We start from the raw sequence: 13,775 nt of genomic DNA on the forward strand, positions 1-13,775 counted from the left end.
GGGCTCCTGTTCGTAGAGACGTCGACTGTGATGGTTTCGGGAGGCGGTGGTGGCTTTACGGGGGGGGCGGATGTGGTCTTGGGGAGGCGGGGGTCTAACCGGCGTCGCCGGTGCCGCCTTCGGTCGGGGTGGCGCCGGCGCGCTCGCCGCCGGGCCGGACGGGGCCGGCCGCCGCGCGGATGCTCGCCAGGGCGGCGTCGGCGACCGCGCGGGGCGTGATGCCGAACTCCTCGTACAGGCGCTCGAAGGGGGCGGACGCGCCGAAGTGCTCCAGGCTGACCATGCGGCCCGCGTCGCCGACGACATCCCGCCAGCCCTGGGCGACGGCCGCCTCGACGCTGACCCGGGCCCGTACCCCGGGCGGCAGGACCTCGTCCTGGTACGCGTACGGCTGGTCGGCGAACCACTCGCGGCAGGGCAGCGAGACGACCCGCGCGTCGTGGCCCTCGGCGGCCAGCAACTCACGGGCCTCCAGGGCGATGTGGACCTCGGAGCCGGTGCCGATGAGGATGACGTCGGGCGTCTCCTCGCGGCTGTCGGCGAGCACGTAGCCGCCCCGGGCCGCTCCGGAGGCGGGGGCGTACGCGCCCTCCCCGCGCTCCAGGACGGGCAGCGGCTGCCGGGTGAGGGCGAGGCCGGCGGGCCGGTCGTGGTGCTCCAGGACGGTGCGCCAGCAGACGGTGGTCTCATTGGCGTCGGCGGGCCGTACGACGTCGAGACCGGGGATCGCGCGGAGGGCGGCGAGCTGTTCGACCGGCTGGTGGGTGGGGCCGTCCTCGCCCAGGCCGATGGAGTCGTGGGTCCAGACGTAGGTGACCGGGAGCTTCATCAGGGCGGCGAGGCGGACAGCCGGGCGCATGTAGTCGCTGAAGATCAGGAACGTACCGCCGTAGGGGCGCGTGAGGCTCTGGAGCGCGATGCCGTTGAGGACGGCGCCCATGGCGTGCTCGCGGATGCCGAAGTGGAGCGTACGGCCGTAGGGGTTGCCGGGGAACTCGCCGGTCTGCTTGCCCTCGGGCACGAAGGACGGCTCGCCCTCCATGGTGGTGTTGTTGCTGCCCGCGAGGTCGGCCGAGCCGCCCCACAGCTCGGGCAGCACCGGCGCCAGCGCGCTCAGCACATCGCCGGAGGCCTTGCGGGTGGCGATGCCCTTGGGGTCGGCGTCGAAGACGGGCAGGCTGTCGGTCCAGCCGTCGGGGAAGCTCTGCTCCAGCAGCCGGTCCAGGAGCGCGGCACGCTCGGGGTTGCCGGAGCGCCACCGCCGGTAGCCGGGCTCCCAGGCGCGGTGGGCCTCTGCGCCCCGCTCCCGTACCGCGCGGGCGTGGGTCAGTACGTCGTCCTCGACGGTGAAGTCGGCGTCCGGGTCGAAGCCGAGCAGCTTCTTGGTGGCGGCGACCTCGTCGTCACCGAGCGCGGAGCCGTGGGCCTTGCCGGTGTTCTGCTTGGTGGGCGCGGGCCAGCCGATGATCGTGCGCAGCAGGATCAGGGAGGGGCGGCCGGTCTCGCTCTTCGCGGCCTCGACGGCGGCGAGGAGGGCGTCGACGTCCTCCACGTAGTCGCCGGTGCGGGTGAAGTCGACCGTCTGGACGTGCCAGCCGTACGCGGCGTAGCGGGCGGTCACGTCCTCGCTGAAGGCGATGTCGGTGTCCTCCTCGATGGAGATGTGGTTGGAGTCGTAGAAGACGACGAGATTCCCGAGCTCCTGGTGTCCGGCCAGCGAACTGGCCTCGGCCGTCACGCCTTCCATCAGGTCGCCGTCGGAGGCGACGACGTACACGTGGTGGTCGAAGGGGCTGGTGCCGGCGGGCGCGTCGGGGTCGAGGAGGCCGCGTTCCCGGCGGGCGGCCATGGCCATGCCGACGGCGGAGGCGAGCCCCTGGCCGAGCGGCCCGGTGGTGATCTCGACGCCCCGGGTGTGGCGGTACTCGGGGTGGCCGGGGGTGATCGATCCCCAGGTGCGCAGCGCCTCCAGGTCCGTCAGCTCCATCCCGTACCCGCTCAGGTACAGCTGGATGTAGAGGGTGAGGCTGGAGTGGCCGCAGGAGAGCACGAAGCGGTCGCGGCCGAGCCACTGGTCGTCGGCCGGGTCGTGCCGCATGACCTGTTGGAAGAGCAGGTACGCCAGCGGGGCCAGGCTCATCGCGGTGCCCGGGTGGCCGTGGCCCGCCTTCTGCACGGCGTCGGCGGCCAGCAGCCGCACGGTGTCGACGGCGCGGACGTCGAGAGGGCCCCAGCCCGCCGCGTCCGCGACGGGCAGGGCCAGCTTCGGGTCGCGGGAGCGGCCGGGGCCGCCGCCCGGGGCATCGGGGGCGTCGGGGGCATTGCGGGGTGCCATCAAGTCCTCCTGCATCGGTGGGGCGGTCAGCGGCGAGCGGCGCGCCTGCGGACCCCGGCTCCGCAACGCCCGGCCGCTTGGCCGGGTCCCCCGGAACGACGGGTCCAAACCTGCGATGGCGTACGCAGCACGACAGGAGGAGCAAATCACCCTTGCGGGACAAAGCGCGGAAGACCTGCGGGAGAGGGGGCGGAAGAGCGGGGCGCCGGTCCTAGGCCGAAGGGCTGATCACTTGAGGACCTTGCTGCTGTTAGCCTGCTCCTGCATATAGGTTGCAATAACAACTGGACGGCATTCCCAGCAGTCGGAGGGCTCGCATCATGGCCACGTACACGCTCCCGGAACTCCCGTACGACTACGCGGCGCTCGAACCGGTCATCAACCCGCAGATCATCGAGCTGCACCACGACAAGCACCACGCCGCGTACGTCAAGGGCGCGAACGACACCCTGGAGCAGCTGGAAGAGGCCCGCGACAAGGAGGCCTGGGGTGCGATCAACGGCCTCCAGAAGAACCTCGCGTTCCACCTCTCCGGCCACATCCTGCACTCGATCTACTGGCACAACATGACGGGCGACGGCGGCGGCGAGCCCCTCGCGGCGGACGGCGTGGGCGACCTCGCCGACGCGATCACCGAGTCCTTCGGCGCGTTCGCGGGCTTCAAGTCCCAGCTGACGAAGGCCTCGGCCACCACCCAGGGCTCCGGCTGGGGCGTGCTCGCGTACGAGCCCCTCAGCGGCAAGCTCATCGTGGAGCAGGTCTACGACCACCAGGGCAACGTGGGCCAGGGCTCGGTCCCGATCCTGGTCTTCGACGCCTGGGAGCACGCCTTCTACCTCCAGTACAAGAACCAGAAGGTGGACTTCATCGAGGCGATGTGGCGGGTCGTCAACTGGCAGGACGTGGCCAAGCGCTACGCCGCCGCCAAGGAGCGCGCGGACGTGCTGCTGCTCGCCCCCTGATGTGACGCCGGCGCACCACAGACGCCCTGCCTCGTGATCGTCTTCTCAACCTTCACTTCGGCAGGCGGATGGACGGAGAGCCCTCGCGAGGACGTGACTCGCGGGGGCTTTCCCCTGCCGTGAACCGAGTTGTTAGCTATTTAGCTCACATGCTAAACATAGAGCATGGAACCACCCTCCGCCGCTCACGCTCCTGCCTCCGATGACGAGGAGGCGAGTGCCTTCCGCGCGCTCGCCGACCCCACCCGCCGCCAGATCCTGGAGGATCTGCGCGGGGGTGAGCTGGCCGCCGGGGAGATCGTGAGCCGGTTCTCGATCAGCGCCCCGTCCATCTCGCGCCACCTGGGCGTGCTCAAGGGCGCCGGGCTCGTCACCGAGCGCCGGGACGCCAACCGCATCCTCTACTCGCTCGCCGAGGAGCGCCTCGCCATGTGCGTGGGACGCTTCCTGAGCGCGGTGTGCCCCGAGCAGATCGTGCTCCGCCACACCAAGTGGCATCCCGCCCCGGAAGGCGATGCCCCATGATCCGGCCCCGGCTCTCCAGCACCATCGAACGCCGCCTCCTGGTGAACTACCGGGTGGACCCGTCCGTCGCTGCGGCCCTGTTGCCCGCGCCGCTGCGGCCCCAACTGGTGCGCGGGCAGGCGGTGGCGGGGATCTGCCTGCTCCGGATCGGTGGCGTCCGCCCCGGCTGGGCCCCGGCCGCGACCGGGCTGACCAGCGAGAACGCGGCGCACCGGATCTCCGTCGAGTGGGACGGCCCGGACGGTGTGGAGTCCGGCGTCTACATCCCGCGCCGCGACACCGCCTCCCGCCTCAACGCCTTCGCGGGCGGCCGGATCTACCCGGGCGAGCACGGCCGGGCGGACTTCACGGTGCGGGAGGAGGCCGACGCCGTACGGGTGGCCTTCGCGACCCGGGACGGTGAGGTGGAGGTCGACGCGACGGTGGAGCCGGCCGAGGAGCTGCACGGGAGCGGGCTGTTCACGGACCTGGCGGAGGCGTCGGAGTTCTTCCGGCTCGGCGGCCGGGGCCTCTCCCCCAACGCCCGGGGCTCCCACCTGGACGTCCTCGAACTGTCCACGGACGCCTGGAAGGTGACGGCGGGCCGGCCCCGTACCGTACGCTCCTCGTTCTTCGAGGACCCGGACCGCTTCCCGCCGGGCAGCGCGGTGCTGGACAGCGCGCTGGTGATGCGGGGCGTGGCGGCCCACTGGTCGCAGGGGGCGCCGATGCGGATGGGGTGCGCGGCGGGGGTGGCGTAGCGAAATCCCCGTGCCCGAGCCGGGCCGGGGCTGCCACCATGACCCGGTCCGCCTGCCCGCGCCCCTCCCCGGAAACGAGCCCATGAGTTCTGCCCCTGTCCCGGCCGACCCCACCGTCCTGCACCCGATGCCCGGCCAGCCGCGTGTGGTGCAGTTGAAGCCGCTGGTCACCTCGGAGCTGATCGAGGTGGGGGCGTACTCGTACTACGACGACCCGGAGCACGCCACGGAGTTCGAGACCCGGAACGTGCTCTACCACTACGGGCCGGAGCGTCTGGTCATCGGGAAGTTCTGCGCGCTGGCCACGGGGGTGCGGTTCATCATGAACGGCTCCAACCACCGTATGGACGGACCGTCCACGTTCCCGTTCCCGACGCTCGGCGGCTCCTGGGCCGACCACTTCGACCTGCTGACGGGCCTGCCGAACCGGGGCGACACGGTGATCGGCAACGACGTCTGGATCGGCTACGAGGCGGTCGTCATGCCGGGCGTCCGCATCGGGCACGGCGCGATCGTCAGCTCGCGGTCCGTGGTCGTCTCGGACGTCCCGGACTACGGCATCGTCGGCGGCAACCCGGCCCGGCTGCTCCGCACCCGCTACGAGGAGGCGGACATCGCGCGCCTGCTGGCGGTGGCGTGGTGGGACTGGCCGGCGGACCACCTGACACGCCATATCCGTACGGTGATGTCGGGCACGGTGGCGGAGCTGGAGGCGGCGGCACCGGGCGCGGGGTGAAGGGGGCCCGCTGAAGCTGGTGCGACGGCCCGGGAGTGCCGGACGGCGACCTCTCCGGCCCCTCAGCGCAGCCGGAAGACCGACCCCACGAACTCCGTCAGCAGCCGTTCCTTCAGCCGGCCCGGCAGGGTGTCCAGGAGGAACAGGACCGGGGCCATGCGCTCCGGGAGGCCGGCCGGGCTGTCGGGGTCCTCCCCCAGGCCAGCGAAGGCCAGGATGCCGGAGACGTCCTCCGGGGTGAGGGTGTCCGGGTCCAGGGTCGCCGCCAGGTCCGTCAGGGCCGGGTCGGGGGTGACCGGGGGAAGGGTGCGGGCTGTCGCCAGGGCGGTCGTCAGGTCGGTGAGCAGGGCGTCCACCCGGTCGACCGTGGCGGGGGTCAGGGTGAGGTGGAGGTTGGGCGGGAGGCCGTCGAAGGAGAGCTGGGGCTGGAGGTACCAGCCGCGTGCGCGCATCTCGTCGGCCAGATGCAGGAGGAGGCTCAGGTCGGGGGTGCCGGCGGTTCCGCCGGGGGTGGCGGGGGTGAGGACCGTGAACGCGACCAGCCCCGCCTCCGGTTCGCCGAGGATGTGGAGGTCCGGGGTGGCGCGGAGGGCCTCGGTGAGGTGGTCGGAGGCTTCCGCCACCCGCGCGGCCAAGGTCGTGTAGCCGTCCTCGCCTATGTGCTGGAGCACCGCCCATGCCTGGGCCAGCAGGCCCGCCGGCTTGGTGCCCTGGACCGTCGGGTTGACCACCGGGTAGCCCGGCCAGCCCGCGTGGGCGAAATACTGGTGGCGGCGGAGTTCGGCGTCCCGGTAGAGGACCACGGAGGCGCCCTTGTCCGCGTAGCCGTACTTGTGCAGGTCCACCGAGACGGACGTGACGCCGGGGAGGGAGAAGTCGAACGGTTCGACCGCGCGGCCCGCCCGGCGCAGGTACGGGAGCAGCCAGCCGCCGATGCACGCGTCCACATGGCACAGCACCTCGTGCTCGGCCGCCGCCTCCGCGATCCTCGCCACCGGGTCGATGACCCCGTGCGCGTACGAGGGGGCCGAGGCGACCACCAGGGCGGTGCGGGGTGTGATCGCGGCGGCCATCGCGGTGGGGTTCGCCTTGTACGTCACCGGGTCCACCGGGACCACCACCGGTTCCAGGCCCAGGTAGGCGGCGGCCTTGTGGAACGCGGCGTGCGCGGTGGAGGGGAGCACGAGCTGCGGGTCGGTCACCCCGCGCGTCGAACGGGCGTGGTCCCTGGCCGTCTTGACCGCCAGCAGGATCGATTCCGTGCCGCCGCTGGTGAAGGTGCCCTGGGCCCCGGGCGGGGCGCCGAGGAGGGCCGCCGCCGCGCCGACCAGGTCGTTCTCCAGGCGCGCCACGCTGGGGAAGACCGTGGGGTCGAGGCCGTTGACGGTGGCGTACGCGGCGTAGGCGTCGGCGGCCAGTTCGTCCAGGCCCTCGCGCCCGGCGTCGTAGACGTAGGCGAAGGTCCGGCCGCCCCGGGTGGGGGCGTCGGCGGTGCGCAGCGCCGTGAGTTCGGTGAGGATCTCTGCCGCTGGGCGGCCGGGCGGGAGGGCGGGGGCGTCGTCCTGGTCATGGGACACGGGCGGGTTCCTCCGGGGCGTCGGCGGGGTCCTCGCGATAGCGGTGGAGCAGCCACAGGCTCGCGGCGGCGAGGAGTGCGGGCAGCAGGCTCATACCCGCCGTGATGCCGGTCAGCGCGGCGGCGGGCTGGGCGACCTCGTGGTCGGCGTCCGAGGAGCGGAAACCGGTCAGCGCCAGGACCAGGGCGAAGACGCCCGCGCCCAGCGCGAACGCCAGCGTCTCGGCCGCCGTCCACAGACCGGTGAACGTGGCCGCACGGCGCTTGCCCGTACGGGCGGTGTCGGCGGCCAGAGTGTCCGCGAGCAGGGTCAGCGGCAGGAGTTGGAGGCCCGCGTAGGCGATGCCGATGACCGCGACAGCCGCGTAGCCGAGGGCGCTGCCGACCTGGCCGGTGAGGGCGAGGGCCGCCGCCCCGGCGACGTACAGCAGGGTGGCGCAGCCCTGCGCGTACTTCGCGCCGCGCAGTCGGGCCAGCCTCGTCCACACCGGCATGACCAGGACCAACGGGCCGATCAGGCACGCGAAGAGCGGGGTCACCGCGCCCGGTGAGCCGAGGGTGTACGTGGCGAAATACTGGACCCCCGCCAGCATCACGCCCACCGCAAGCGCCTGGAGGAACCACATGCCGGCCAGGAAGAGGAAGGGCCGGTTCGTGCGGGCCACGGCCAGTTGGGCGCGGAGGGAGGGTTCGGCGGTGGAGCGGGCCACGGCGGGGGCCCACCGGGTGGCGAACCAGGCGCCGAACATGCCCACCGCGAGCAGAACGGCGACGGCGATGCCCATCAGCCGGTAGCTCGCCGGAGTGCCGCCGTCCGCGTGGGCGATGGCGGGGGCCAGCGCTCCGGAGAGCAGGATCGCGGCGCCGAGGAAGCCCACCCGCCAGCTCAGCACCCGGCGGCGTTCGGCCGGGTCCTCGGTGATCTCGGCGGGCATGGTCACGTACGGGACCTGGAAGACCGCGTAGGCGGTCGCGGCGAGCAGGAAGAGGGCGGCGACGTACGCGGCGGCCGCCATGCCGCGCAGCGGGGGCGCGGCGAAGATCAGCGCGAAGAGCGGCGGCAGGGTGCAGGCGCCGATGAGCAGGAACGGACGGCGCGGGCCGCCGCGCAGCCGGCTGCGGTCGGAGACCGCGCCGACGAGCGGGTTGATCAGGACGTCCCAGGCCTTGGGCAGGAAGACCGCCGCCCCGGCGAGGGCCGGGGAGACCGCGAGCACATTGGTCAGGTAGTAGAGCAGGATCAGGCCGGGCACGGTGGCGAAGGTGCCGGTGCAGAGCGAGCCGAGGCCGTAGCCGATCCGCACCCGGCGCGGGAGGGGCGGGCCCGGGTTCCGCGGACTCCCCGGGCTCCGCTCCGTACCGCTGTCGTGGCGGCTCTCGGTCGGCATGGGGCAGATCATGAACGAGAGTTCGACCGGGCGGCAAGAGGCGGGGGCGGACACCCTCGGGTGGGGGTGGACGCCCTCGGGTCCCTAGGTCACTCCGTGCCCTCGTCCGCCAGGCAGAACTCGTTGCCCTGCGGGTCCTGCAGGACCGTCCAGGACAGCCCGTGCATCGCGTGCTCGCCGACCACCGTCGCGCCGAGCCCCGTCAGTCGTTCCACCTCCGCCGGGCGGTCGGGGGACGAGAAGTCGACGTGCACCCGGTTCTTGGCGGTCTTGGGCTCGGGCACCCGCTGGAAGCCGAGGACCAGCGGGGTCGCCGGGACGATGACGAACTCGCCGTAGTCCTGTGTCCCCTCCACCCCCAGCGCCGTGGCCCACCAGGCGGCCAGCGTCTGCGGGTCGGGGCAGTCGATCGTGATCATCTCCGGTGAGATTCGCATGGTCCTCACCGTACGGTCCGCCACTGACAACGGGCCGGGAGCACGTCCGTGCTCCCGGCCCGTGACAACCGGAAAGGCCCTCCGAAGGCCCCTGGGGAAAGGCCTTCGGGAAGGGTTCTCAGTCGAAGACCGGGCCCTGCGTGCGGGTCCGCTTGATCTCGTAGAAGCCGGGGATGGAGGCGACCAGCAGCGTGCCGTCCCAGAGCTTCGCCGCGTCCTCGCCCTTGGGGGCGGGGGTGACGACGGGGCCGAAGAAGGCGACCTGCTCGCCGTCGGCACCGGGCACGGCGATGACCGGGGTGCCGACCTCCTGGCCGACCTTGTCGATGCCCTCCTTGTGGGAGGCGCGGAGCTCTGCGTCGTACGTGTCCTTGTCGGCGTGGTCCGCCAGCTCCTCGGGCAGGCCGACGTCCTTCAGGGCGCCGACGACGGCCTCGCGGGTGGGGCCCTCGCCCTTGTTGTGGAAGCGGGTGCCGAGGGCCGTGTAGAGGGGGCCGACGACCTCGTCGCCGTGGAGCTGCTGCGCGGCGATGACGACCCGGACCGGACCCCATGCCTTGTTCTCCAGCAGGTCCCGGTACTCCTCGGACAGGTCGTCCAGCTTGTCCTCGTTCAGGACGGCCAGGCTCATCACATGCCAGCGCACCTCGATGTCGCGGACCTTCTCGACCTCCAGGATCCAGCGGGAGGTCATCCACGCCCACGGGCAGAGCGGGTCGAACCAGAAGTCGGCCGGGGTCTTGCCGTTCGCGGGGGTGTTGTCGGACATCTCTCTCCTCAGGAAAGGCCTGTTGCTGCTGTGGGCGGGAACGCCGCCGAGGGGCCGGTCATTCCCGGCCCCGGCCACTACGGCCTGACCGGATACCGGCCGCCGGAGACGCGTGCAAGGATCAATAGGTTCGAACACGACACATTGACGCGCGTCACGAAGGAGTGCCCGTGCCCGGTGAAAACCTGTCCCGCGACGAGGCCCGGAAGAGGGCCGAGCTGCTGACCGTCGACGGTTACGAGGTCGCACTCGACCTGCGTTCGGCCGTCGGCGAGCCCGAGGGGGCCGACGGTGACTCCGGTCCGCGTACGTTCCGCTCGCTCACCACGATCCGGTTCCGCTCGGCCCGCGCGGGTGCCTCGACCTTCGCCGACCTGGTCGCGCCGGGTGTGGACGCCGTGACGCTGAACGGGCAGGCCCTCGACCCGGCCGCTGTCTTCGACGGGGCCCGGGTGGCCCTGGACGGGCTCCTGGAGGGCGAGAACGTCCTCGTGGTCGACGCCCGGTGCGCGTACAGCAGGACCGGCGAGGGCATGCACCGCTTCGTCGACCCGGAGGACGGCGAGGTCTATCTCTACACGCAGTACGAGCCGGCCGACGCCCGCCGTGTCTTCGCCAACTTCGAACAGCCGGACCTGAAGGCGCCCTACCGCTTCCAGGTGACCGCCCCGGAAGGGTGGCGGGTCTGGTCCAACGGGGCCGAGGAGTCGCACGAGGGCGGGGTGTGGCGGTTCGCGGAGACGGAGCCGATCTCCACCTACATCACGGCCGTCGTCGCCGGTCCGTACCACTACGTGACCGACCACTACAGCCGTACGTTCGAGGACGGCACCACCCTGGAGATCCCGCTCGGCGCGATGTGCCGCAAGGGGCTCGCCAAGCACTTCGACGCGGACGACGTCTTCCTGGTCACCAAGCAGGGCCTGGACTTCTTCCACGACAACTTCGACTACCCGTACCCCTTCGGGAAGTACGACCAGGCGTTCGTGCCGGAGTACAACCTCGGGGCGATGGAGAACCCGGGCATGGTCACCTTCCGCGAGGAGTACATCTTCCGCGGCAAGGTCACCTCGGCCGCCTACGAGCGGCGCGCCAACGTCATCCTGCACGAGATGGCCCACATGTGGTTCGGCGACCTCGTCACCATGGAGTGGTGGGACGACCTGTGGCTGAAGGAGTCCTTCGCGGACTTCATGGGCTCCTTCTCGATGGTGGAGGCGACCCGCTTCACCAACGGCTGGATCACCTTCGCCAACAACCGCAAGGCGTGGGCCTACCGCGCCGACCAGCTGCCCTCCACCCACCCGATCACGGCCGACATCCGTGACCTGGAGGACGCCAAGCTGAACTTCGACGGCATCACGTACGCCAAGGGCGCCTCCGTACTGAAGCAGCTCGTGGCGTACGTGGGACGCGACGCCTTCCTTGAGGGCGCGCGGCGCTACTTCAAGAGTCACGCGTACGGCAACACGCGGCTGGGCGACCTTCTTTCGGTGCTCGCGGAGACCTCGGGGCGTGACATGACGGCCTGGTCGCGCTCCTGGCTCCAGACGGCCGGCGTCAACGTGCTCACCCCCGTGGCGACGTACGACGCGGCCGGGGCGCTGACCGAGCTGGCCGTCGTCCAGGAGGCCGCCGCCTCCCACCCGGAGCTGCGCCCGCACCGGGTCGCGGTCGGCCTGTACCGGCGTACGCCGGACGGTGAGCTGACGCGGTACGCGCGGGCCGAGGTGGACGTGGCCGGGGAGCGCACGGTGGTGAAGGAGCTGGCCGGGGCGGAGCGGCCCGACCTGATCCTGGTCAACGACGACGACCTCACGTACTGCAAGATCCGTTTCGACGAGGGGTCGCTGGCCACCCTCCGCGACCACCTGGGCTCCATCAGCGACCCGCTGGCCCGCGCCCTGTGCTGGTCGGCGCTGTGGAACCTGACCCGGGACGCGCTGCTGCCCGCCCGCGACTTCGTCGCGCTGGTGCTGGCGCACGCCGGGCGCGAGAGCGACATCGGCGTCCTCCAGATGCTGCACGCCTGGGCGCAGTCGGCGCTGGTGAACTACGCCGCCCCCGCCTGGCGCGAGGAGGGCGGCCGGGCACTCGCCGAAGGCGCCCTGCGGGAGCTGCGGGGAGCCGAGCCGGGCAGCCAGCACCAGCTCACCTGGGCCCGCTTCTTCGCGGCGGTCGCGGGCTCCGAGGCGGACTTCCAGCTGCTGGGCGGGCTGCTGGAGGGCACGGCCCGCATCGACGGTCTGGAGACCGACCAGGAGCTGCGCTGGGCCTTCCTCTCCCCGCTCGCCTCGCACGGCGTGGCGAACGAGACGGCGATCGACGCCGAACTGGCCCGTGACGACACGGCGTCCGGCAAGCGCCACCACGTACGGTGCCTGGCCTCACGCCCCTCGGAGGCGGTCAAGGCGCAGGCGTGGGCGGCGGTCGTGGAGTCGGACAAGCTGTCCAACGCCTTGGTCGAGGCGACGATCGCGGGGTTCGAGCAGCCCTCTCAGCGGGAGCTGCTGGCGCCGTACGCCGGCCGCTACTTCGAGGTGATCGAGGGGATCTGGGCGGAGCGGTCCATCCAGATCGGCATGCACGTCGTGAAGGGGCTCTTCCCGGCTCTCCAGGACAGCCCGGAGACCCTGGCGGCGACCGATGCCTGGCTGGCCGGGCACCCGGAGGCCGCTCCGGCGCTGCGCCGGCTGGTCCTGGAGGCCCGGGACGACCTGGCGCGGGTGCTGCGCGGCCAGGAGTGCGACGCCCGGGCGTAGAGGTGGGCGGGTCCGTCCCGGGGGTGCCTCGCCGACCGGTCGGCCGGGCATCCCGGGGCGGGTCGGTGAGGGGTGCCTCGCCCGGCAGTGAGACAGGCCCCCGGGGGCGGGTCCGTCCGGGGCGGCGCCTCGCGGAGCAGTGAGGCAGGCCCCAGGGGGCGCGCGGGACCGGCGTGTGCGCGGCGTGAAATCGGCGCTCGTACATCCGCGCGGTGCGCCCCCTCCCCATTTCTCGCAGGATGCCCCTTTTCGGTCATCGAACGCCCGTACTTTAGAGCGGTGTTGTCCGGAATAGTCGACGGGCGTGTAACAGCGGTTAGGACGCCCTGGGGTGGCGGGAAACCATCGCCCATGACCCAGAACACCCCGCTGTCTCCCGCGTCCTCCCTCTCCCCCTGTTCACCCGCCCCCCGCACCACCTCCAGGCCGTGGCGCACCGCGTCCTCTCCGCCGCCCAGCTCCGCGCCCGTGGCGTCTCCGCCGCGCAGACGTCCGCGCACTGTCTGCCCGGCGGCCCCTGGCAGCACCTGCTGCCCGGCGTCCATCTGCTGCACCCGGGCCCGCCCAGCGGCCATGAGCGGCTGCACGGCGCCCTGTTGTACGCGGGACGCCCGCCGGTCTCCGCCCGGCGTACGCCGCCGCAGCAGCCGGACGACGGATTCGGCGAGGCGATGGTGACCGGCCTGGCGGCGCTCGCGCTGTACGGCTTCGCCTCGGTGCCGGACCTGGAGGAGCTGCACCGGATCGACGTCCTGGTGCCGCGCACCCGGCGGCTGCGCTCCACGCGGTTCGTGGAGGTGGTGCGGACCGCCGCGCTGCCCGCGCCGGTGCGGAGGGCCGGGGTGCCCGCCGCCCCGGTGGAGCGGGCGCTGGCCGACGCGGTGGCGGGCCTGGGCGAGGCGGAGGACGTGACGCGGCTGCTGACCGAGGCCGTGCGGGCCGGGCACTGCGAACCGGGCGCCGTGGTGCGGGAGCTGAGCGCGGCGAAGCTGCTGGGGCGGCCGGCGGTGGCGGGTGCGGTGGACGCGCTGCTGGCGGAGGGGCGGGCGGTGGCGGAGGAGCGGCTGTACGCGATGGTGCGCGAGCACGGGCTGCCGGAGCCGCTGTGGAACGTGGAGCTGCGGCTGCCGGGCGGGCCGGAGCTGGGCGGGGTCGACGCGTACTGGCCGGATCTCGCCGTCGCCGTCGAGCTGGACACCCGGGCGCCCCGGTTCGGTCCGCCGAGCCAGGGGCGGCGGGGCGGGAGCCGGGGCCCGGACCGCTCGGAGGACCCGCAGTGGTCCGCGTACGCCGCCAAGCGGGAGCGGCTGGAACGGCTCGGGGTCACGGTCGTCCACCTCACCCCGGGGAAGCTGCGCGAGGCGATGGACCAGCAGGCCACAGTGGTGCGGACGGCACTGATGGCGGCGGACGACCGGGAGCCGGCCGCCTATCTGATCGTGCTGCCGCGGTGAGAGGAGGCCGTGGCGGCCCTGGTGCCACTGGTCCGGACCACACGCCCGGAATGAGCGCTTCCGGCGTGCGCTTTCGCCTCATTCGTCCCTC

Annotated in this window: 10 protein-coding genes and 1 pseudogene; 6 read left to right on the forward strand and 5 right to left on the reverse strand. The window is 72.5% G+C overall.

Annotation, left to right across the window (positions count from 1 at the left end):
- Window positions 1–94 precede the first annotated feature (94 nt).
- Entirely contained in the window at window positions 95–2,335 is a 2,241-nt protein-coding gene (gene tkt / locus D6270_RS10395; RefSeq protein WP_109165675.1) for a transketolase, read from the reverse strand.
- Window positions 2,336–2,655: 320 nt separating this feature from the next.
- Here tkt and D6270_RS10400 point away from each other — a divergent pair, with 320 nt between their 5' ends.
- From D6270_RS10400 to D6270_RS10415, 4 genes are all read left to right on the forward strand, one after another.
- Complete coding sequence (locus D6270_RS10400; protein WP_109165674.1) at window positions 2,656–3,297, forward strand: superoxide dismutase; 642 nt, start codon at window positions 2,656–2,658, stop codon at window positions 3,295–3,297.
- Window positions 3,298–3,462: 165 nt separating this feature from the next.
- Window positions 3,463–3,822, forward strand: a complete 360-nt coding sequence (locus tag D6270_RS10405; protein ID WP_109165673.1) for a metalloregulator ArsR/SmtB family transcription factor — start codon at window positions 3,463–3,465, stop codon at window positions 3,820–3,822.
- A complete protein-coding gene (locus D6270_RS10410) occupies window positions 3,819–4,562 on the forward strand; it encodes a DUF2071 domain-containing protein (protein WP_109165672.1) in 744 nt (247 codons plus the stop codon). The genes D6270_RS10405 and D6270_RS10410 overlap by 4 nt, the downstream gene beginning before the upstream one ends.
- Before the next feature lie 82 nt (window positions 4,563–4,644).
- Window positions 4,645–5,298 carry a CatB-related O-acetyltransferase gene (locus D6270_RS10415; RefSeq protein WP_109165671.1) on the forward strand — a complete coding sequence of 218 codons (654 nt, stop codon included), beginning with the start codon at window positions 4,645–4,647 and terminating at the stop codon, window positions 5,296–5,298.
- A 62-nt stretch (window positions 5,299–5,360) separates the two neighbouring features.
- Here the strand turns inward: D6270_RS10415 and D6270_RS10420 are convergent, their stop codons facing one another.
- The 4 genes from D6270_RS10420 to D6270_RS10435 all read right to left on the reverse strand — a co-directional run bounded on the left by D6270_RS10420 (window position 5,361) and on the right by D6270_RS10435 (window position 9,468).
- Entirely contained in the window at window positions 5,361–6,875 is a 1,515-nt protein-coding gene (locus D6270_RS10420) for a pyridoxal phosphate-dependent decarboxylase family protein (protein WP_109165670.1), read from the reverse strand.
- Window positions 6,865–8,262, reverse strand: coding sequence for an MFS transporter (locus D6270_RS10425; RefSeq protein ID WP_225976821.1), 1,398 nt, complete (start codon window positions 8,260–8,262; stop codon window positions 6,865–6,867). The genes D6270_RS10420 and D6270_RS10425 overlap by 11 nt, the downstream gene beginning before the upstream one ends.
- Before the next feature lie 89 nt (window positions 8,263–8,351).
- Window positions 8,352–8,699, reverse strand: coding sequence for a VOC family protein (locus D6270_RS10430; protein WP_109165668.1), 348 nt, complete (start codon window positions 8,697–8,699; stop codon window positions 8,352–8,354).
- Window positions 8,700–8,817: 118 nt separating this feature from the next.
- Window positions 8,818–9,468, reverse strand: a complete 651-nt coding sequence (locus tag D6270_RS10435) for a mycothiol-dependent nitroreductase Rv2466c family protein (protein ID WP_109165667.1) — start codon at window positions 9,466–9,468, stop codon at window positions 8,818–8,820.
- 170 nt (window positions 9,469–9,638) lie between these two features.
- Between D6270_RS10435 and pepN the strand changes: the two genes are divergently transcribed.
- On the forward strand, window positions 9,639–12,230 hold the full coding sequence (gene pepN / locus D6270_RS10440; protein WP_109165666.1) for an aminopeptidase N: 2,592 nt from the start codon (window positions 9,639–9,641) through the stop codon (window positions 12,228–12,230).
- Between the two features lie 351 nt (window positions 12,231–12,581).
- A pseudogene (locus tag D6270_RS10445) lies at window positions 12,582–13,684 on the forward strand (hypothetical protein).
- Window positions 13,685–13,775: the final 91 nt, after the last annotated feature.

This window comes from Streptomyces griseus subsp. griseus, from assembly GCF_003610995.1.
Taxonomy (GTDB): domain Bacteria; phylum Actinomycetota; class Actinomycetes; order Streptomycetales; family Streptomycetaceae; genus Streptomyces.

Bases quoted from the DNA above. Each gene is read 5' to 3' on its own strand.
- D6270_RS10425 (WP_225976821.1), bottom strand. From the start codon at position 8,262: ATGCCGACCGAGAGCCGCCACGACAGCGGTACGGAGCGGAGCCCGGGG.
- tkt (WP_109165675.1), bottom strand. From the start codon at position 2,335: ATGGCACCCCGCAATGCCCCCGACGCCCCCGATGCCCCGGGCGGCGGC.
- D6270_RS10410 (WP_109165672.1), top strand. From the start codon at position 3,819: ATGATCCGGCCCCGGCTCTCCAGCACCATCGAACGCCGCCTCCTGGTG.
- D6270_RS10435 (WP_109165667.1), bottom strand. From the start codon at position 9,468: ATGTCCGACAACACCCCCGCGAACGGCAAGACCCCGGCCGACTTCTGG.
- D6270_RS10405 (WP_109165673.1), top strand. From the start codon at position 3,463: ATGGAACCACCCTCCGCCGCTCACGCTCCTGCCTCCGATGACGAGGAG.
- D6270_RS10415 (WP_109165671.1), top strand. From the start codon at position 4,645: ATGAGTTCTGCCCCTGTCCCGGCCGACCCCACCGTCCTGCACCCGATG.
- D6270_RS10400 (WP_109165674.1), top strand. From the start codon at position 2,656: ATGGCCACGTACACGCTCCCGGAACTCCCGTACGACTACGCGGCGCTC.
- D6270_RS10430 (WP_109165668.1), bottom strand. From the start codon at position 8,699: ATGCGAATCTCACCGGAGATGATCACGATCGACTGCCCCGACCCGCAG.